General features: G+C 72.7%; 17 protein-coding genes. 14 read left to right on the top strand and 3 right to left on the bottom strand.

Going from position 1 to position 20,180, the window contains the following annotated elements; translation table 11 throughout:
* Positions 1–957: AAA family ATPase (locus IE321_RS26950; protein ID WP_190224851.1), on the top strand; the 957-nt coding region annotated here is incomplete at its 5' end.
* 106 nt (positions 958–1,063) lie between these two features.
* Positions 1,064–2,497: a sugar porter family MFS transporter gene (locus tag IE321_RS26945; protein WP_043229356.1), complete on the top strand. Its 1,434-nt coding sequence runs from the start codon at positions 1,064–1,066 to the stop codon at positions 2,495–2,497.
* A gap of 12 nt (positions 2,498–2,509) precedes the next feature.
* Here the strand turns inward: IE321_RS26945 and IE321_RS26940 are convergent, their stop codons facing one another.
* Positions 2,510–3,481, bottom strand: a complete 972-nt coding sequence (locus IE321_RS26940; RefSeq protein WP_043229358.1) for an LLM class flavin-dependent oxidoreductase — start codon at positions 3,479–3,481, stop codon at positions 2,510–2,512.
* A gap of 150 nt (positions 3,482–3,631) precedes the next feature.
* On the opposite strand from IE321_RS26940, the gene ftsY reads away from it, so the two are divergent.
* On the top strand, positions 3,632–4,858 hold the full coding sequence (gene ftsY / locus IE321_RS26935; protein WP_043229359.1) for a signal recognition particle-docking protein FtsY: 1,227 nt from the start codon (positions 3,632–3,634) through the stop codon (positions 4,856–4,858).
* Positions 4,859–4,930: 72 nt separating this feature from the next.
* Here the strand turns inward: ftsY and IE321_RS26930 are convergent, their stop codons facing one another.
* Entirely contained in the window at positions 4,931–5,584 is a 654-nt protein-coding gene (locus IE321_RS26930) for a bifunctional DNA primase/polymerase (protein ID WP_043229360.1), read from the bottom strand.
* A 438-nt stretch (positions 5,585–6,022) separates the two neighbouring features.
* On the opposite strand from IE321_RS26930, the gene nsdA reads away from it, so the two are divergent.
* From nsdA to ftsH, 6 genes are all read left to right on the top strand, one after another.
* Positions 6,023–7,492, top strand: a complete 1,470-nt coding sequence (gene nsdA / locus IE321_RS26925) for a transcriptional repressor NsdA (RefSeq protein ID WP_043229362.1) — start codon at positions 6,023–6,025, stop codon at positions 7,490–7,492.
* A 358-nt stretch (positions 7,493–7,850) separates the two neighbouring features.
* Entirely contained in the window at positions 7,851–9,197 is a 1,347-nt protein-coding gene (locus IE321_RS26920) for an ammonium transporter (RefSeq protein WP_043229363.1), read from the top strand.
* Positions 9,194–9,532 carry a P-II family nitrogen regulator gene (locus tag IE321_RS26915; RefSeq protein WP_015036464.1) on the top strand — a complete coding sequence of 113 codons (339 nt, stop codon included), beginning with the start codon at positions 9,194–9,196 and terminating at the stop codon, positions 9,530–9,532. The genes IE321_RS26920 and IE321_RS26915 overlap by 4 nt, the downstream gene beginning before the upstream one ends.
* 174 nt (positions 9,533–9,706) lie before the next feature.
* The gene (locus tag IE321_RS26910) at positions 9,707–12,097 is read left to right on the top strand and encodes a [protein-PII] uridylyltransferase (protein WP_051842640.1); all 2,391 of its coding nucleotides are present in this window, start codon (positions 9,707–9,709) and stop codon (positions 12,095–12,097) included.
* A gap of 102 nt (positions 12,098–12,199) precedes the next feature.
* Complete coding sequence (gene ffh, locus IE321_RS26905) at positions 12,200–13,753, top strand: signal recognition particle protein (protein ID WP_043229395.1); 1,554 nt, start codon at positions 12,200–12,202, stop codon at positions 13,751–13,753.
* Positions 13,754–13,922: 169 nt separating this feature from the next.
* Complete coding sequence (gene ftsH / locus IE321_RS26900) at positions 13,923–15,881, top strand: ATP-dependent zinc metalloprotease FtsH (RefSeq protein WP_051842639.1); 1,959 nt, start codon at positions 13,923–13,925, stop codon at positions 15,879–15,881.
* A gap of 237 nt (positions 15,882–16,118) precedes the next feature.
* Here the strand turns inward: ftsH and IE321_RS26895 are convergent, their stop codons facing one another.
* Positions 16,119–16,844 carry a class I SAM-dependent methyltransferase gene (locus tag IE321_RS26895; RefSeq protein ID WP_190224850.1) on the bottom strand — a complete coding sequence of 242 codons (726 nt, stop codon included), beginning with the start codon at positions 16,842–16,844 and terminating at the stop codon, positions 16,119–16,121.
* Positions 16,845–17,208: 364 nt separating this feature from the next.
* Here IE321_RS26895 and IE321_RS26890 point away from each other — a divergent pair, with 364 nt between their 5' ends.
* The 5 genes from IE321_RS26890 (at position 17,209) to trmD (ending at position 20,083) form a co-directional block, all read left to right on the top strand.
* Positions 17,209–17,802, top strand: coding sequence for a hypothetical protein (locus IE321_RS26890; RefSeq protein ID WP_043229367.1), 594 nt, complete (start codon positions 17,209–17,211; stop codon positions 17,800–17,802).
* A 154-nt stretch (positions 17,803–17,956) separates the two neighbouring features.
* Positions 17,957–18,388 carry a 30S ribosomal protein S16 gene (gene rpsP, locus IE321_RS26885; protein WP_043229369.1) on the top strand — a complete coding sequence of 144 codons (432 nt, stop codon included), beginning with the start codon at positions 17,957–17,959 and terminating at the stop codon, positions 18,386–18,388.
* A gap of 2 nt (positions 18,389–18,390) precedes the next feature.
* A complete protein-coding gene (locus IE321_RS26880; protein ID WP_005311361.1) occupies positions 18,391–18,630 on the top strand; it encodes an RNA-binding protein in 240 nt (79 codons plus the stop codon).
* Between the two features lie 77 nt (positions 18,631–18,707).
* Entirely contained in the window at positions 18,708–19,265 is a 558-nt protein-coding gene (rimM, locus tag IE321_RS26875) for a ribosome maturation factor RimM (protein ID WP_190224849.1), read from the top strand.
* Complete coding sequence (trmD, locus tag IE321_RS26870) at positions 19,262–20,083, top strand: tRNA (guanosine(37)-N1)-methyltransferase TrmD (RefSeq protein WP_190224848.1); 822 nt, start codon at positions 19,262–19,264, stop codon at positions 20,081–20,083. The genes rimM and trmD overlap by 4 nt, the downstream gene beginning before the upstream one ends.
* Positions 20,084–20,180 lie beyond the last annotated feature (97 nt).

The following is a 20,180-nucleotide window of genomic DNA, read 5'->3' as shown; positions in this document are numbered from 1 at the left end:
GCCGCCGCCGCCGCCGCCGTCCGGGCCGCCGCCGAGGAGGGCCTCGGCGCCGCCCGCGCCCGGGGCCGCGAACTCAAGGCCGCGCTCGACAAGCTCACCGACTCCGTCCACCGCGGCGAGGTCCTCGGCGCGGAGAAGCGGCTGCGGATCGAGCAGCTGGAGGCGAAGGCCCTGGAGGAGTTCGGGGTCGAGACCGGCGCGCTCACCGCCGAGTACGGCCCCGACCAGCCCGTCCCGCCGTCGCCGCCCGCCGAGGGGGAGACGCTGCCGGAGGACCCGGACGACCCCCGCAACCAGCCGCGCCCGTTCATCCGTTCGGAGCAGGAGAAGCGACTGAAAGCGGCCGAGCGCGCCTTCCAGCAGCTCGGCAAGGTCAACCCGCTCGCCCTGGAGGAGTTCGCGGCCCTGGAGGAGCGGCACCGCTTCCTCTCCGAGCAGCTGGAGGACCTGAAGAAGACCCGCGCCGACCTCCTCCAGGTCGTGAAGGAGGTCGACCAGCGGGTCGAGCAGGTCTTCACGGAGGCGTACCACGACACCGCCCGCGAGTTCGAGGGCGTCTTCTCCCGCCTCTTCCCCGGCGGCGAGGGCCGGCTGGTCCTCACCGACCCGGACTCCATGCTCACCACCGGCGTCGACGTGGAGGCCCGCCCGCCCGGCAAGAAGGTCAAGCGGCTCTCGCTGCTCTCCGGCGGCGAGCGCTCGCTGACCGCCGTGGCCCTGCTGGTCTCGATCTTCAAGGCCCGGCCGAGCCCCTTCTACGTCATGGACGAGGTCGAGGCGGCGCTCGACGACACCAACCTCCAGCGCCTGATCCGGATCATGCGGGAGCTCCAGGAGTCCTCACAGCTCATCGTGATCACCCACCAGAAGCGGACGATGGAGGTCGCGGACGCGCTGTACGGGGTCTCCATGCAGGGCGACGGCGTCTCGAAGGTGATCAGCCAGCGGCTCCGCTGAAGTGGTGGCGGGACCGAAGGTGTGCGCCACTGGGGATCCTGGGTAACCGGAAGCCTCCCGGACATCCGGGAAGAGGACCGAAGGACCGCCACACCGAGGAGTCGATGTGACCGACACCGCGCACGCCCCCACGCCGCCCCCTTCCGAAGGCAGGGCGGCGCACCCGGACCACCTCGGCCACGTCATCTTCATCACCGCCTCCGCCGCGATGGGCGGCTTCCTCTTCGGCTACGACAGCTCCGTCATCAACGGCGCCGTCGAAGCCATCCGCGACCGCTACGACATCGGCTCCGCGACCCTCGCCCAGGTCATCGCCATCGCCCTGATCGGCTGCGCCATCGGCGCCGCGACCGCCGGCCGGATCGCCGACCGCATCGGCCGCATCCGCTGCATGCAGATCTCGGCCGCCCTCTTCACCGTCAGCGCCGTCGGCTCCGCACTGCCCTTCGCCCTCTGGGACCTCGCCTTCTGGCGGATCATCGGCGGCTTCGCCATCGGCATGGCCTCCGTCATCGGCCCCGCCTACATCGCCGAGGTCGCCCCCGCCGCCTACCGGGGCAGGCTCGGCTCCTTCCAGCAGGCCGCGATCGTCATCGGCATCGCCATCTCCCAGCTCGTCAACTACGGCATCCTCCAGCTCGCCGACGGCGACCAGCGCGGGGAGATCGGCGGCCTGGAGGCGTGGCAGTGGATGCTCGGCGTGATGGTCGTCCCCGCCCTCCTCTACGGGCTGCTCTCCTTCGCCATCCCCGAGTCCCCCCGCTTCCTCATCTCCGTGGGGAAGACCGACCGGGCCAAGGAGGTCCTCGCCGAGGTCGAGGGCAAGGGCGTCGACCTCGACCACCGCGTCGCCGAGATCGACCGGGCCATGCGCAGCGAGCACAAGTCCACCTTCAAGGACCTGCTCGCCCCCGGCAGCCGCTTCCGCCTGCTGCCCATCGTCTGGGTCGGCATCGGACTCTCGGTCTTCCAGCAGCTCGTCGGCATCAACGTCGCCTTCTACTACTCCTCGACGCTCTGGCAGTCCGTCGGCATCGACCCGTCGAGCTCGTTCTTCTACTCGTTCACCACGTCGATCATCAACATCATCGGCACCGTGATCGCGATGGTCCTGGTCGACCGGGTCGGCCGCAAGCCGCTCGCCCTCGTCGGCTCCGTCGGCATGGCGATCGCCCTCGCCTTCGAGGCGTGGGCCTTCTCCGCCGACCTCGTCGACGGCAAGCTCCCCGAGACCCAGGGCGTGGTCGCCCTCGTCGCCGCCCACGTCTTCGTGCTCTTCTTCGCCCTCTCCTGGGGCGTGGTGGTCTGGGTCTTCCTCGGCGAGATGTTCCCCAACCGGATCCGCGCCGCCGCCCTCGGCGTCGCCGCCTCCGCCCAGTGGATCGCCAACTGGGCCATCACCGCCAGCTTCCCGTCCCTCTCGGACTGGAACCTCTCCGGCACCTACATCATCTACACCGTCTTCGCCGTGCTCTCCATCCCCTTCGTGCTCAGGTACGTCAAGGAGACCAAGGGCAAGTCGCTGGAGGAGATGGGCTGACCGCCCCGGCGGCTACGCCCCGAGGCGGGGCAGCACCTCGTCGCAGAAGAGGCGCAGGCTCCGCCACCCCTCCTCCACCGGCATCCCGCCGCACAGCGGGTGCAGCACCAGGCTCTCCAGGCCGAGCTCCGCGCACTCCCCGGGCGTCACCACCCGGTACACCCCCTCCGCGCGGAGCTCCGCCACGCTCGTCGCCGCCGACCGCACCGCCGAGCGGATGTCCTTCGACTGCCAGGAGGCGTAGGTCCGCGCCTCGTGCAGGAAGTGCTCCCCGTACTCCGCCCAGGTCCGGTCCGGGTCCTCCGACACGTGCAGCAGCGGGGTCTCCCGCCCCGGCATCATCGTCCAGCCGTCGGTGCCGTACTCCGCGCACCGCTCCCGGTAGTACGCCTCCAGCTCCGGCAGGTGCGCCGACGGGAAGAAGGGCAGCCCCAGCCGGGCCGCCCGCCGCGCCGCCGCCTTCGACGAGCCGCCGACCAGCAGCAGCGGGTGCGGCCGGGTGAAGGGCCGCGGGGTGACCCGTACGGTACGGCCCCGGTAGGTGAAGGGCTCGCCGGTCCAGGCGGCCAGCAGGGTCTCCAGGAGCTCGTCCTGGAGCTTCCCGCGCCGCCCCCAGTCGACGCCGCGCTCCTCGTACTCCTCCGGCCGGTAGCCGATCCCCGCCACCGTCATCAGCCGGCCGCGGCTCAGCAGGTCGAGCACCGCGATGTCCTCCGCCAGCCGCAGCGGGTCGTGCAGCGGGCCGATGATCGCGGAGACCGTGACCGCGATCCGGCGGGTGGCGCCGAAGACCGCGCCCGCGAAGACGAAGGGGGAGGGGAGCCAGTTGTTCTCCACCCCGTGGTGCTCCTCGGTCTGCACGGTGTCCACCCCGTGCCCGTCGGCGTAGGCCGCCATCTCCAGGGCGGCGCGGTAGCGGTCCGCGAGGGACTCGGGGGTGGCGCGCGGGTCGACCAGGTTGAGACGAACGACGCTGAAGGCCATGGGGTCCCCTCCGCGGGTGGGCTGCCGGCGAGGGGCGACCATAGCTGACGGGGCGTCAGATGAGAACGCCCCGGACGGCCCCCGACCCGCGACCCACGCTGCGTGCGTACGGTGTCACCGGGCGGCTCGTGTCCGATACTGGTGGACGTTATGGAACTCATCCTTGCTGTAGTCATCGCTCTGGTCGTCGCGGTCGCCGTGACGAGCGGGCTCGTGATCAGCGGTCGCAAGAAGAAGCAGCTGCCGCCGGCCGAGCCGCCGTCCACCACGCCGACCATCACCGCTCCGCCCGCCGAGCCGCACGTCGGCGACGAGGCGGAGACACCGCGGGAAGAACCACGCCGCACCGTCGAGGAGGTCGACCTCCCGACCGCCGAGGAGGCGGTCGAGACCCCCGCCGCCCTTGAGGACCCGGTCGTCGCCGAGGCCCCGCCCGCACCCGAGATCGAGGTGCCCGAGCCCACCGCCGGACGCCTCGTCCGCCTCCGGGCCCGGCTCGCCCGCTCCCAGAACTCGCTGGGCAAGGGGCTGCTGACCCTGCTCTCCCGCGAGCACCTCGACGAGGACACCTGGGAGGAGATCGAGGAGACCCTCCTCACCGCCGACGTCGGCGTCGCCCCCACCCAGGAGCTGGTCGACCGGCTGCGCGAGCGGGTCAAGGTGCTCGGCACCCGCACCCCCGACGAGCTGCGCGACCTGCTCCGCGAGGAGCTCGTCGCCCTGCTCGGCGACTACGACCGCACCGTCCACACCGAGAGCCCCGAGGACGTCCCCGGCGTCGTCATGGTCGTCGGCGTCAACGGCACCGGCAAGACCACCACCACCGGCAAGCTCGCCCGCGTCCTGGTGGCCGACGGCAAGTCCGTCGTCCTCGGCGCCGCCGACACCTTCCGCGCCGCCGCCGCCGACCAGCTCCAGACCTGGGGCGACCGGGTCGGCGCCCGCACCGTCCGCGGCCCCGAGGGCGGCGACCCCGCCTCGATCGCCTTCGACGCGGTCAAGGAGGGCATCGCCGAGAAGGCCGACGTCGTCCTGATCGACACCGCCGGCCGCCTGCACACCAAGACCGGCCTCATGGACGAGCTCGGCAAGGTCAAGCGCGTCGTCGAGAAGCACGGGCCGCTCGACGAGATCCTCCTCGTCCTCGACGCCACCACCGGGCAGAACGGCCTCATCCAGGCCCGCGTCTTCGCCGAGGTCGTCGACATCACCGGCATCGTCCTGACCAAGCTCGACGGCACCGCCAAGGGCGGCATCGTGGTCGCCGTCCAGCGCGAGCTCGGCGTCCCCGTCAAGCTCGTCGGCCTCGGCGAGGGCCCGGACGACCTGGCCCCCTTCGAGCCGGGCGCCTTCGTCGACGCCCTGATCGGCGACTGACCCCGCGCGACGACACACCGGGAACACGGAAGGGCCCCCGCTCCTCACGAGCGGGGGCCCTTCTCCGTACCGTCAGCCGTGCGTCCGATGGCACATGTACGCCAGCGTGCCGAGCAGCAGCCGGGCCTGCGGCGGCGCTCCCGCCGTGTCCAGCGTCGGCGGCCGCAGCCAGCGCACCGGCCCCAGCCCGCCCAGGTTCGACGGGGGAGCGGTGATGTGGCTGCCCGGCCCCAGGCAGTGCAGGTCCAGATCCGCGTCGTCCCAGCCCATCCGGTACAGCAGCCGCGGCAGCTCCTCCGCCGCGCCCGGCGCCACGAAGAACTGCGCCCGGCCGCTCGGCGTCGCGCACACCGGACCCAGCGGCAGCCCCATCCGCTCCATCCGGACCAGCGCCCGCCGGCCCGCCGCCTCGGCCACGTCGATCACGTCGAAGGCGCGGCCCACCGGCAGCAGCAGCGCCGCCCCGGGGTACTCCGCCCACGCCTTGGTCGCGTCGTCGAGCCCCGCGCCGGCCGGTACCGGCGACGCGAAGGAGAGGGGGTGCGCGCCCGGGGCCGCGCAGGCCCGGTCGCCGCAGGAGCACTGGCCGGAGACGGCCCGCGCGCCGGGCTGGACGTCCCAGCCCCAGAGTCCGGTGTACTCGGCCACCGCCGTGCACTCGGTGGTGCGCGCGCGGCGCCGTGTGCCGGCCCGCATCTCACGAATGCCGCCGATCGTGAAGCCCATGCCCCCTCCAACGGGTCGGACGCGCCGGTGGTTACGACCCGAAGCACCCTCGTGACGGACGGTGACGCCTCGCCCGGGGTTCGTCGCCCAGGGTGGCGCACGGTCGTGCGTGGGGTGGTGCGCACGGTGGCGCGCGCCTCTTCGCGCTTCCGTCCGCCGACTCCGGTTCGTCGCATGTCAAGTGAATCGTGTGGAGCGCCCGGCGAGTTCATTCGAAGGGGTGGCGAATGGTGGCGTTTCTTGTCACGCCCTCACGACAGGGGTGATCGTAGGATTACTTTCGGTACCCGGAGCCCGGAGGGGCATGCGCGGGTGGGTATGCCGGAGGCAAGCCGGTTTCCCGTTCGAAGGAGTCGGAACACCGAGCGGGGAGCCGCGGGACGCGGCATTCTGATAGGGGTTCGCACGACAGGCAATCAGGTGGATGGGGGCGTTCCAGTGGGCGGCAGCGGCACAGACGGTACGAATGCCGGCAAGCGCCCCAACGAGCGGCTCGGCTCGTGGTTCGTGCGCAGCGGCTGGTCCAAGGGCGAACTCGCCCGCCAGGTCAACCGCAGGGCACGCCAGATGGGCGCCCACCACATCTCCACCGACACCTCCCGGGTGCGCCGCTGGCTCGACGGCGAACAACCCCGCGAACCCATCCCGAGAATCCTCTCCGAGCTGTTCTCCGAGCGCTTCGGCTCCGTCGTCGCCATCGAGGACCTCGGACTGCGCACCGCCCACCAGACGCCCTCCGTCTCCGGAGTCGACCTGCCCTGGGCCGGACCGCAGACCGTCTCCCTGCTCAGCGAGTTCTCCCGCAGCGACCTCATGCTCGCCCGGCGCGGCTTCCTCGGCTCCTCGCTCCAGCTCGCCGCCGGACCCGCCCTCATCGAGCCCATGCAGCGCTGGCTGGTGCCCACCCCCACCGGCGAACCCGCCGCCGACCCCTCCGACGGCCGCCGCCCGCGCCGGCTCTCCGAGATCGAGCTCGACCTCCTCGAATCCACCACCGCCATGTTCCGCAAGTGGGACGCCCAGTGCGGCGGCGGGCTGCGCCGCAAGGCCGTCGTCGGCCAGCTCCACGAGGTCACCGACCTCCTCCAGGAGGCCCAGCCGGCCCCCACCGCCCGGCGCCTGTTCACCGTCGCCGCCGAACTGGCCGAACTCGCCGGCTGGATGAGCTACGACGTGGGCCTCCAGCCCACCGCCCAGAAGTACTTCGTCCTCGCCCTGCACGCCGCCAAGGAGGCCGGCGACAAGCCGCTGGGCTCGTACATCCTCTCCTCCATGAGCCGGCAGATGATCCACCTCGGCCGCCCCGACGACGCCCTCGAACTCATCCACCTCGCCCAGTACGGCAGTCGGGACTGCGCCACCCCCCGCACCCAGGCCATGCTGTATGCGATGGAGGCCCGCGCCTACGCCAACATGGGCCAGCCCTCCAAGTGCAAGCGGGCCGTCCGGATGGCCGAGGACACCTTCGCCGACGCCACCTTCGAAGGCGGCCCCGAGCCCGACTGGATCCGCTTCTTCACCGAGGCCGAACTCAACGGCGAGAACTCCCACTCCTACCGCGACCTCGCCTACGTCGCCGGCCGCTCCCCGACCTACGCCTCGCTGGCCGAGCCCGTCATGGAGCGGGCCGTCGAGCTCTTCGAGAAGGACCCCGACCACCAGCGGTCGTACGCCCTCAACCTCATCGGCATGGCCACCGTCCACCTGCTCAAGCGCGAGCCCGAGCAGTCCGTCGTCCTCGCCGAGAAGGCCCTCGGGGTCGCCCGCTCGATCCGCTCCGAGCGGGTCAACAACCGGCTCCGCAAGACCGTCGACACCGCCGCCCGCGACTTCGGCGACGTCGCCGAGGTCGTCGACCTCACCGACCGGCTCACCCTGCTCCTGCCCGAGTCCGCCGAGGCCGTCTGACCGCCCCGCCGGCTCCCGCGAGCCCCACGACCCCGGCCGCGCCGGACGTCCCGTACTGCCCGACTCGGCTCCCCCGCCGCACAGGTCACACGGACGCCGGCGCGGCCGGTCCGCGTCCCGGCCCCCGCCCCGCCCCCGGCGGCCCGAGCCGGGAGCGTACGCCCGTTACCTCCCCGTGACCCGGGTGTTCACGGTCACGTAACACGCCCCCTCCCTTCGTCACTGCCCCGAAACATCGAGCGGCATCGTCGGAAACCGCGCTGCGCGAATCTCTGGCCCATAACCGGCCACCCCTCAGGCCGCCGCTCACCGCCGGCCCCGCCCCGCACAGGCCGCATCCGACGACGAGGAGACGCCGATGGCACCAGCCATCACGACCCTGGCAGCAGACGCCCCCGAGCTGTCCGCCGCCAACACCGGGTTCATGCTCATCTGCTCCGCCCTGGTCATGCTGATGACCCCGGCCCTGGCCTTCTTCTACGGAGGCATGGTCCGCGTCAAGTCCACCCTCAACATGCTGATGATGAGCTTCATCAGCCTCGGGATCGTCACGGTCCTGTGGGTGCTCTACGGCTTCAGCCTCGCCTTCGGCACCGACTCCGGCGGCCTCGTCGGCTGGTCCTCCGACTACCTCGGCCTCAGCGGCATCGGCGTCACCGAACTCTGGGACGGCTACACCATCCCGGTGTACGTCTTCGCCGTCTTCCAGCTGATGTTCGCCATCCTCACCCCCGCCCTGATCAGCGGCGCCCTCGCCGACCGGGTCAAGTTCACCGCCTGGGCCCTCTTCATCACCCTCTGGGTCACGGTCGTCTACTTCCCCGTCGCCCACTGGGTCTGGGGCGCCGGCGGCTGGCTCTTCGAGATGGGCGTCATCGACTTCGCCGGCGGCACGGCCGTCCACATCAACGCCGGCGCGGCCGCCCTCGGCGTCATCCTCGTCATCGGCAAGCGCGTCGGCTTCAAGAAGGACCCGATGCGCCCGCACAGCCTCCCGCTGGTCATGCTCGGCGCCGGCCTCCTCTGGTTCGGCTGGTTCGGCTTCAACGCCGGCTCGTGGCTCGGCAACGACGACGGCGTCGGCGCCGTGATGTTCGTCAACACCCAGGTCGCCACCGGCGCCGCCATGCTCGCCTGGCTCGCCTACGAGAAGCTCCGCCACGGCTCCTTCACCACCCTCGGCGCCGCCTCCGGCGCCGTCGCCGGCCTCGTCGCCATCACCCCCTCCGGCGGCTCCTGCTCCCCGCTCGGCGCCATCGCCATCGGCGCCGTCGCCGGCCTCGTCTGCGCCATGGCCGTCGGCCTCAAGTACAAGTTCGGCTACGACGACTCCCTCGACGTCGTCGGCGTCCACCTCGTCGGCGGTGTCATCGGCTCCCTCCTCGTCGGCTTCTTCGCCACCGGCGGCGTCCAGTCCGAGGCCAAGGGCCTCTTCTACGGCGGCGGCCTGGAGCAGCTCGGCAAGCAGGCCGTCGGCGTCTTCGCCGTCCTCGCCTACTCCCTGGTCGTCTCCGCGATCCTCGCCCTCGTCATCGACAAGACCATGGGCATGCGGGTCAGCGAGGACGACGAGGTCTCCGGCATCGACCAGGTCGAGCACGCCGAGACCGCCTACGACTTCAGCGGAGCCGGCGGCGGCGCCTCCGGGCGCAGCACCGCCGTCGCCGCGCCGGTTGTCACGGAGAACAAGAAGGTGGACGCATGAAGCTCATCACCGCGGTCGTGAAGCCGCACCGGCTCGACGAGATCAAGGAGGCCCTCCAGGCCTTCGGGGTCCACGGCCTCACCGTCACCGAGGCCAGCGGGTACGGACGCCAGCGCGGCCACACCGAGGTCTACCGCGGAGCCGAGTACACCGTCGACCTCGTCCCCAAGATCCGCATCGAGGTGCTGGTCGAGGACGAGGACGCCGAACAGCTCATCGACGTCGTCGTGAAGGCCGCCCGCACCGGCAAGATCGGTGACGGAAAGGTCTGGAGCGTCCCGGTCGAGACCGCCGTCCGCGTCCGCACGGGCGAGCGCGGACCGGACGCCCTCTAGGAGCACGGCCCGACGGACCCCACCGGTCCGCCGGGCCGTTTCCGCACCCCCGCCGCACAGAAGGAGCCGCCGGTGACCACCCTCGAACCGCAGGACGCGACCGAAGGCCAGGAGTGGGGCTCCCCCCCGGTCGAGCGGGGCCGAGAGGTCGGGGGAGGCTACGCGGCGGCCCGGCTGCGGCTCCTCCAGGAGAAGCCGCCGTCCGGCCCCGAGCGCCGCACCGCCCTCGCCCGCCTCACCGACGAGTGGCTCGCCGCCCTCTTCGCCGCCGCCGCACCGCCCAAGGGGGTCGCCCTCGTCGCCGTCGGCGGCTACGGCCGCGCCGAGCTCTCCCCGCGCAGCGACCTCGACCTCCTCCTGCTGCACGACGGCAGCGCCCCCCAGGAAGCCGTCGCCGCCCTCGCCGACCGCCTCTGGTACCCCGTCTGGGACCTCGGGATCGCCCTCGACCACTCGGTCCGCACCCCCGCCCAGGCCCGCGCCACCGCCGCCGAGGACCTCAAGGTCCAGCTCGGCCTCCTCGACGCCCGGCCGCTCGCCGGGGACACCGCCCTCGCCGCCGCCCTGCGCTCCACCGTCCTCGCCGACTGGCGCAACCAGGCCGTCCGCCGCCTCCCCGAACTCGCCGAACTCTGCCGCGACCGCGCCGAACGCGCCGGCGAACTCCGCTTCCTCCTCGAACCCGACCTCAAGGAGGCCCGCGGCGGCCTCCGCGACGCCCAGGCCCTGCGCGCCGTCGCCGCCTCCTGGCTCGCCGACGCCCCCCGCGACGGCCTCGACACCGCCCGCCGCCGCCTCCTCGACGCCCGCGACGCCCTCCACCTCGCCACCGGCCGCGCCACCGACCGCCTCGCCCTCCAGGAACAGGACGCCGTCGCCGCCGAACTCGGCCTCCTCGACGCCGACACCCTGCTCCGCGAGGTGTACGAGGCCGCCGGCATCGTCACGTACGCCTCCGACGTCACCTGGCGCGAGGTCGGCCGCGTCCTCAAGGCCCGCTCCGCCCGCCCCCGGCTCCGCACCCTCCTCGGCGGCCGCGCCGGCGAGCGGAAGCAGCCCGTCGAGCGCACCCCGCTCGCCGAGGGCGTCGTCGAGATGGACGGCGAGGCCGTCCTGGCCCTCTCGGCACGGCCCGAACGCGACCCCGCCCTCCCGCTCCGCGCCGCCGCCGCGGCCGCCCAGCACGGCCTGCCGCTCTCCCCGCACGCCGTCCGCCGCCTCGCCGCCACCGCCAAGGCGCTGCCCGTGCCCTGGCCCGCCGAGGCCCGCGAGGCCCTCGTCACCCTCCTCGGCGCCGGCGCCCCCGCCGTCCCCGTCTGGGAGGCCCTGGAGGCCGAGGGACTCGTCACCCGCCTGCTGCCCGACTGGGAGCGCGTCCGCCACCGCCCCCAGCGCAACCCCGTCCACACCTGGACCGTCGACCGCCACCTCGTCGAGACCGCCGTCCGCGCCGCCTCCCTCACCCGCCGCGTCGGCCGCCCCGACCTCCTCCTCGTCGCCGCCCTCCTCCACGACATCGGCAAGGGCTGGCCCGGCGACCACTCCGTCGCCGGCGAGACCATCGCCCGCGACCTCGCCGCCCGCATCGGCTTCGACCGCACCGACACCGCCACCGTCGCCACCGTCGTCCGCCACCACCTGCTCCTCGTCGAGACCGCCACCCGCCGCGACCTCGACGACCCCGCCACGGTCGAGTCCGTCGCCGCCGCCGTCGGCACCGTCGGCACCCTCGAACTCCTCCACGCCCTCACCGAGGCCGACGCCCTGGCCACCGGACCCGCCGCCTGGTCCGCCTGGCGCGCCTCCCTCGTCGCCGACCTCGTCAAACGCGTCACCGGCGTCCTCGCCGGAGAGCCGCTGCCCGACCCGGAGGCCGCCGCCCCCAGCGCCGAACAGGAACGCCTCGCCGTCGAGGCCCTGCGCACCGGCGAACCCGTCCTCGCCCTCCACACCCAGGGCGAACAGCCCCTCGACCCGGACGAGCCCGAACCCGTCGGCGTCGAACTCGTCATCGCCCTGCCCGACCAGCCCGGCGTGCTGCCCGCCGTCGCCGGCGTCCTCGCCCTCCACCGGCTCACCGTCCGCGCCGCCGACCTGCGCGCCGTGGAACTCCCCGCCGAACTGGGCCCCGGCCCCGGCTCCGTCCTCGTCCTCGACTGGCGGGTCGCCGCCGAGTACGGCTCCCTGCCCCAGGGCCACCGGCTCCGTGCCGACCTGCTGCGCGCCCTCGACGGCACCCTCGACATCCCCGCCCGCCTCGCCGAACGCGAGGCCGCCTACCCGCGCCGCCGCGGCGTCCAGGCCCCGCCGCCCCGCGTCACCGTCGCCCCCGCCGAATCCCGCCTCGCCACCGTCCTGGAGGTCCGCGCCCAGGACGCCCCCGGCCTGCTGCACCGGATCGGCCGCGCCCTGGAGGGAGCGGCCGTACGCGTCCGCAGCGCCCACGTCTCCACCCTCGGCGCCAACGCCGTCGACACCCTCTACGTGACCCGTCCGGACGGCTCCCTCCTCCCGGACGAGGAGGCCGTCGACCTGGCCCGGACGCTGGAGGCGGCGCTGGGGTGAGCAGGGCCTCTCCGGCCGATCCGACCGGAGAGGACAGGGCCCGCCCGGCTCCGGATACCCTGGGTGGCGACCATCCGCCCCGACCCGAGGATCGCGACCACCGTGTTCGATACGCTTTCCGACCGCCTCAGCGCGACTTTCAAGTCCCTCCGGGGCAAAGGCCGCCTCTCCGAGCAGGACATCGACAGCGCGGCCCGGGAAATCCGTATCGCCCTCCTCGAGGCCGACGTCGCCCTGCCCGTCGTCCGCGCGTTCATCAAGAACGTCAAGGAGCGGGCCCTCGGCGCCGAGGTCTCCAAGGCGCTGAACCCCTCCCAGCAGGTCATCAAGATCGTCAACGACGAGCTGGTGTCGATCCTCGGCGGCGAGACCCGGCGGCTGCGGTTCGCCAAGACCGCGCCGACCGTGATCATGCTCGCCGGTCTCCAGGGTGCCGGTAAGACCACCCTCGCCGGAAAGCTCGGCCTCTGGCTGAAGGGTCAGGGGCACTCGCCGCTGCTCGTCGCCTGTGACCTCCAGCGCCCCAACGCCGTCAACCAGCTCTCGGTCGTCGCCGACCGCGCGGGCGTCGCCTTCTACGGCCCGCAGCCGGGCAACGGCGTCGGCGACCCGGTCCAGGTCGCCAAGGACTCGATCGAGTACGCGCGCTCCAAGGTCTTCGACGTCGTCATCGTCGACACCGCCGGCCGCCTCGGCATCGACCAGGAGCTGATGCAGCAGGCCGCGGACATCCGCGACGCCGTCAGCCCCGACGAGATCCTCTTCGTCGTCGACGCCATGATCGGTCAGGACGCGGTCAACACCGCCGAGGCCTTCCGCGACGGCGTCGGCTTCGACGGCGTCGTGCTCTCCAAGCTCGACGGCGACGCCCGCGGTGGTGCCGCGCTCTCCATCGCGCACGTCACCGGCAAGCAGATCATGTTCGCCTCCAACGGCGAGAAGCTGGACGACTTCGACGCGTTCCACCCGGACCGCATGGCGTCCCGCATCCTCGGCATGGGCGACATGCTGTCGCTCATCGAGAAGGCCCAGCAGACCTTCGACGAGGAAGAGGCCGCCAAGATGGCCTCGAAGCTCGCGTCGAAGAAGGGCCAGGACTTCACCCTGGACGACTTCCTCGCCCAGATGGAGCAGGTCCGCAAGATGGGCTCCATCTCCAAGCTCCTCGGCATGCTGCCCGGCATGGGCCAGATGAAGGAGCAGATCGCCAACATCGACGAGCGCGAGGTGGACCGCACCGCCGCCGTCATCAAGTCGATGACCCCGGCCGAGCGCCAGGACCCGACGATCATCAACGGCTCCCGTCGCGCCCGCATCGCCAAGGGCTCCGGCGTCGAGGTCAGCGCGGTGAAGAGCCTGGTCGAGCGGTTCTTCGAGGCCCGCAAGATGATGTCCCGGATGGCCCAGGGCGGCGGCCTGCCCGGCATGCCCGGGATGCCGGGCATGGGCGGCGGTCCCGGTCGGCAGAAGAAGCAGGTCAAGCAGGCCAAGGGCAAGCGCAAGAGCGGCAACCCGATGAAGCGGAAGGCCGACGAGCAGGCCGCCCAGGAGAAGCGGGAGCAGGCCCAGCAGGGCGGCGCCTTCGGTCTGCCGGGCGCCGGCCAGGGCCCGCAGGACTTCGAGCTGCCCGACGAGTTCAAGAAGTTCATGGGCTGACACCCGCTCGCGCGTCCCCGCGCGGACCGGGTGCAGACCGGAGGGGCCCGGGTCGGTTTCGCAGCGGCGAAACCGGCCCGGGCCCTTTCTCGTCCGCACGGCCCACCCGTAGTGCCGCATTTGTCATGATCTTCGATACTGAGGCCACTGCCGCCCCGAGGAGAGCCCAGTGGCCAACCCCGTACCCCCGCGCGACCGGACCGACCAGCCCTGGCGCTCGGAAGGGGCACCGCCGCCCCCCTCGCCGAAGAAGCGGATGCCGGGGGGCTGGGGCAGCCTCATCCTCACCGCCCTCATCGTGTACCTGATCGCCAACGTCGTGCTGTCGTTCTTCAACGACGGCGACGGGCCGACGATCTCGTACACCGAGTTCGACAAACAGGTCGCCGCCGGGAACGTCACCAAGATCTACTCCAAGGGCGACGCCATCCAGGGCCAGCTGAAGGAGAAGCAGCCGGTCCCCGACGGCGACGGCGACTACACCAAGTTCCAGACCCAGCGGCCCGCCTTCGCCGACGACGACCTGTGGGCGCAGCTGACCAAGCAGAAGGTGACCGTCACCGCCGAGCCCGTCGTACAGGAACGCTCCTTCCTCGCCAACCTCCTCCTCTCGCTCGCCCCGATGCTGCTCCTCGTCCTCCTCTGGGTCTTCATCGCCCGCCGGATGAGCGCCGGCATGGGCGGGGCCGGCGGCATGCTGGGCCGCAAGCAGCCGCCCAAACCCGTCGAGGTGGAGGGCGGCAAGCGCACCACCTTCGCCGACGTCGCCGGCATCGACGAGGTCGAGGGCGAGCTCAACGACGTCGTCGACTTCCTGAAGAACCCGCAGGCCTACCGCGAGATGGGAGCCAAGATGCCCCGCGGCGTCCTCCTCGCCGGACCTCCCGGCACCGGCAAGACGCTCCTCGCCCGGGCCGTCGCCGGCGAGGCCGGGGTGCCCTTCTTCTCCGCCTCCGCCTCCGAGTTCATCGAGATGATCGTCGGCGTCGGCGCCTCCCGGGTCCGCGAACTCTTCGCCGAGGCCCGCAAGGTCGCCCCCGCGATCATCTTCATCGACGAGATCGACACCATCGGCCGGGCCCGCGGCGGCGGCTCCGGCATGGGCGGCCACGACGAACGCGAGCAGACGCTCAACCAGATCCTCACCGAGATGGACGGCTTCACCGGCTCCGAGGGCGTCATCGTCCTCGCCGCCACCAACCGCGCCGACGTCCTCGACCCCGCCCTCACCCGCCCCGGCCGCTTCGACCGGATCGTCCACGTCAACCCCCCCGACCGGGGCGGCCGCGAGGCCATCCTCAGGATCCACACCCGGCAGATCCCGCTCGCCAAGGACGTCGACCTGGAGCAGGTCGCCCGCACCACTCCCGGCATGACCGGCGCCGAACTCGCCAACCTCGCCAACGAGGCCGCCCTCCTCGCCGTCAAGCGCGAGCAGCGGGCCGTCACCCAGTCCGACCTCTCCGACGCCCTGGAGAAGGTCCAGCTCGGCGCCGAGCGCCCGCTCGTCATGCCCGAGGAGGAACGCCGCCGCACCGCCTACCACGAGAGCGGCCACGCCCTCCTCGGCATGCTCCAGCCCGGCGCCGACCCCGTCCGCAAGATCACCATCGTGCCCCGCGGCCGCGCCCTCGGCGTCACGCTGTCCACACCCGACGCCGACAAGTACGCCTACACCGAGGAGTACCTGCGGGGCCGGATCATCGGCGCCCTCGGCGGCATGGCGGCCGAGCAGGTCGTCTTCGGCGTCATCACCACCGGCGCCGAGAGCGACCTCGAACAGGTCACCAACATCGCCCGCGGCATGGTCGGCCGCTGGGGCATGAGCGAGACCGTCGGCCGGCTCACCGCCATCCCGAGCGACGCCCAGCAGGCGTACGGCCTCTCCGCCGCCCCCGCGACCCTCGACACCGTCGACGCCGAGATGCGCCGGATCGTCGACGAGTGCTACGAGGACGCCCTCCGGCTCCTGCGCGAGCACCGCGACAAGCTCGACGCCCTCAGCGCCGCGCTGCTCAGCAACGAGACGCTGGAGGAGGCGGCCGCCTACCGCGCGGCGGGCATCGAACGCCCCGACCCGAACGCCCCCGAGCCGGGAGTCGGCCCCAACCCGGAGACGCCCGCCTGAGCGGTACGGACGCGGCCCGAGCGGGTACGGACGCGGCCCGAGCGGGTACGGACGCGGCCCGAGCGGCAAGGGCGCGGCCTGAGCCGTACGGACGCCGGCCGGGAGGCCGTGTCCCCGGGCCGGGGCCCGTGGGCACGGGCCGGGGAGCGGACGTCTCCCGGGGGAGCGGGGACGCCCGTACGGCCCCGGCCCGCGTCCGTACGGCAGTCGCCGGAGCCGTACGGCTCCCGCGTTCTCCTACGCGACGCGCGCGACGACGTACCGGAAGACGTTCGGCATCCACACCGTGCCGTCGGGGCGCCGGTACGGGGCCAGGGCCTCCTCGATCTCCTTCTCCACCTGCGCCGGGTCGGTGGCCCGCACGGCCGCGTCGAAGACGCCGGTGGACAGCAGCCCGCGCACCGCGCTGGCCTCGTCCGCGTAGCCGAAGGGGCAGGCCACCCGCCCCGCGCCGACCGGCCGCAGCCCGGCCCGCACCGCCAGCGCGCCCAGGTCGGTGCCGGGGGAGGGGCGCCGGTCCGCGAGCCGGTCCGCGAGCCGCAGCAGCGGTTCCGTCGCGCACCGCTCCGGCGGCCCCCAGCCGGCCAGCACGACCGCCGCGCCCGATTGGGCCACCCGGGTGAGGTCGGCCGGCCCGAAGGAGGTGCGGTCGGCCGCGTGGAAGGCGGTGACCACGTCGTAGGAACCGTCCGCCGGCACGTCCGGGGTGACCGTCACGGCGTCGGGGAGGCGGGTCCTGGCCAGCTCCACGCGCGCGTGGTCCCCCTCCGCCCCGGCGACCGAGGCGCCGCGGGCCGCCGCCATCAGCAGGGCCAGGCCGGTGCCGCAGTCCAGGCCCAGCAGGCGGGTGCCGGGGCCCACGCCGAGGCGCGCGTAGGCCGCCTCGTAGAGCGGGACGAGCATCCGTTCCTGGATCTCGGCCCAGTCGCGCGCGGGGTGGTGCGGGACGAGCGTAGGTGTCATGGATCAGGCCCCATTCCGTGCCGGACGACAGCCCCCCGTAGTCAGGGAACTGCGCTTCGCGCCCGGCGTCCAGTGCTCGCGCCGGACGACTCCGGACGAGTTCGGGCCACCCCGCGCGAGCCCCGGCGCGCAGGGGGCGCGAGCGCCGGTCCGTCGAGGAGGGGGCCGGTGCCCGAACTCGGGCACCGGCCCGGTAGTGTCCCCTCCCACACCGCTCCGGCGCGCGTGACATGACCGCGCGCCGGGGCGTATGCGCCGCTGTGCACCAGCTCCGGACGCCTGGGTACCGACTGACGGGTACGTGCAAAATATTTGAGTTGCCCCGGAATGGAACCCGGAGGGGATCCGGCTCGTTGTACCCGACGTGAGCACGACACCACCTGTCCTCGCCGCAGAGCTGGCGCAGGCGTGGGCCGACATTCAGCGGCACCACCCCGAGCTGCCGGACCTCGCCGCGCCCGAGTCCCTGATCGGAGAGTCCTCGTCCGCCTGCGGCGCCGAGCTCTCCTTCGAGCGACTGCTCCACGAGGCAGTCCACGGCATCGCCGCCGCCCGGGGTGTCCGTGACACCTCCCGCGCCGGCCGCTACCACAACCGCAGATTCCTCGCGATCGCCGAGGAGATGGGCCTCGACCATCCCGAGGAGCCGCACGCCAGCAGCGGCTTCTCCCTGGTCACGCTCAACCCCGAGGCGAAGCGCCGGTACCGGCCCACCATCGAGCGGCTCCAGCGCGCCCTCAAGGCGCACACGGTCGCCACGGCCTCCGACACCAAGCGCTCCTTCCGCGGACCGGCCGCCCGGCACGGCTCCTCGGGCGGCGGCGTCCGCGTCAAGGCCGTCTGCGACTGCGGGCGCAACGTGCGCGTGGTGCCCTCGGTGCTCGCGCAGGCCCCGATCGTGTGCGGCGGATGCGGCAAGCCCTTCCGGATCCCCGAGACGGTGGGCGCCGCCGGTTGACCTGGCGGGGTGTGGCACAATGGTCAGCTGTACTCGACAGTCGCACAGGACCCCTCTCTCCTCCGGCTGACGCGTCCATCGGGCACCCGAGTACCGCAACCCCACGTGGCATCTCAAGTGCCCCACCACGTCAAGACCAGGAGACACCACTCCAGTGGCAGTCAAGATCAAGCTCAAGCGCCTCGGCAAGATTCGCCAGCCGCACTACCGCATCGTCGTCGCCGACTCGCGCACCCGCCGTGACGGCCGCGCGATCGAGGAGATCGGCCTCTACCACCCGACGTACAACCCGTCGCGTATCGAGGTCGACTCCGAGCGTGCGCAGTACTGGCTCTCCGTCGGCGCCCAGCCGACCGAGCCCGTCCTCGCCATCCTGAAGCTCACCGGCGACTGGCAGAAGCACAAGGGCCTCCCGGCCCCGGAGAAGGCCCTGCTCTCCCCGGTGACCAAGGAAGAGAAGCGCGCTTCCTTCGACGAGTTCGCCAAGGCGCTTGAGGGCGCCGAGGACAAGGGCGAGGCCATCACCCCGAAGGCCAAGAAGGCGAAGGCGGACGAGGCCGAGGCCGAGTCCACCACCGAGGCCTGATCATGCTCGAGGAGGCTCTCGAGCACCTCGTGAAGGGCATCGTCGACAACCCCGACGACGTGCAGGTCGCCTCGCGCAACCTGCGTCGCGGCCGCGTGCTGGAGGTCCGGGTCCACCCCGACGACCTCGGCAAGGTGATCGGCCGCAACGGCCGCACCGCGCGTGCGCTGCGCACCGTCGTGGGCGCCATCGGCGGCCGTGGCATCCGCGTCGACCTCGTCGACGTGGACCAGGTCCGCTGAAAGTTTGACACCGGCACGGGCCGGGGAGGGCAGCCGCCCACCCCGGCCCGTTGCCGTACGACAGGAAGAGTTCACCAGTGCAGTTGGTAGTCGCGCGGATCGGCCGCGCCCACGGGATCAAGGGCGACGTCACCGTGGAGGTGCGCACCGACGAGCCCGAACTGCGGCTCGGCCCCGGCGCCGTCCTGCTCACCGACCCGGCCTCCGCCGGTCCGCTGACCATCGAGTCCGGCAAGGTGCACAGCGGCCGGCTGCTCCTCCGCTTCGAGGGCGTCCGCGACCGCAACGCCGCCGAAGCCCTCCGCAACACCCTCCTCATCGCCGAGATCGACCCCGAGGAACTCCCCGAGGAGGAGGACGAGTACTACGACCACCAGCTCGTCGACCTCGACGTGGTCCTCGCCGACGGCACCCTCGTCGGCGCGATCACCGAGATCTCCCACCTGCCCTCGCAGGACCTGTTCATCGTCGAGCGCCCCGACGGCACCGAGCTGATGATCCCCTTCGTCGAGCAGATCGTCACCGAGATCGACCTGGAGAACCAGCGGGCCGTCATCGACCCGCCGCCCGGCCTCATCGACGACCGCGCCGAGATCGCCTCCGCCCGCGACGCCGAAGAGGACGACCAGGTATGAGGCTCGACGTCGTCACGATCTTCCCCGAGTACCTCGAACCGCTGAACGTCTCCCTCGTCGGCAAGGCACGCGCGCGCGGCCAGCTCGACGTCCACGTCCACGACCTGCGGCAGTGGACGCACGACCGGCACAACACCGTCGACGACACCCCGTACGGCGGCGGCCCCGGCATGGTCATGAAGACCGGGCCCTGGGGCGAAGCCCTCGACCAGACCCTCGCCGACGGCTACGACGCCGGAGCCCACGGCCCCGTCCTCGTCGTCCCCACCCCCAGCGGCCGGCCCTTCACCCAGGAACTCGCCGTCGAACTCTCCGAGCGACCCTGGCTGATCTTCACCCCGGCCCGCTACGAGGGCATCGACCGCCGCGTCATGGACGAGTACGCCACCCGCATGCCCGTCTACGAGGTCTCCATCGGCGACTACGTGCTCGCCGGCGGCGAGGCCGCCGTCCTGGTGATCACCGAGGCCGTCGCCCGCCTCCTCCCCGGCGTCCTCGGCAACGCCGAGTCGCACCGCGACGACTCCTTCGCCCCCGGCGCCATGGCCAACCTCCTCGAAGGCCCCGTCTACACCAAGCCCCCCGAGTGGCGCGGTCACGCGATCCCCGACGTGCTGGTCAGCGGCCACCACGGCAAGATCGCCCGCTGGCGCCGCGACGAGGCCTTCCGCCGCACCGCCGCCCACCGGCCCGACCTCATCGAGCGCTGCGACCCCGCCGCCTTCGACAAGAAGGACCGCGAGACCCTTTCCATCCTCGGCTGGGCCCCCGAGCCCGGCGGCCGATTTTGGCGCAGGGTCGAGGGCGTGGAAGAATAGGCGACTGCCGTACGTCCGGCGCGCGCCCCTGCCACAGGGGGAGCCGCCCGCCAACGACCGTACGGCGCTCCCATGATTCGTACGTCACCGCTGATGA

It is taken from the genome of Streptomyces hydrogenans (assembly GCF_014656075.1).
GTDB classification, from domain to species: domain Bacteria; phylum Actinomycetota; class Actinomycetes; order Streptomycetales; family Streptomycetaceae; genus Streptomyces; species Streptomyces hydrogenans.
Note: the sequence above shows the minus strand (reverse complement) of the source record. Positions and strands in the feature narration are given on the sequence as shown.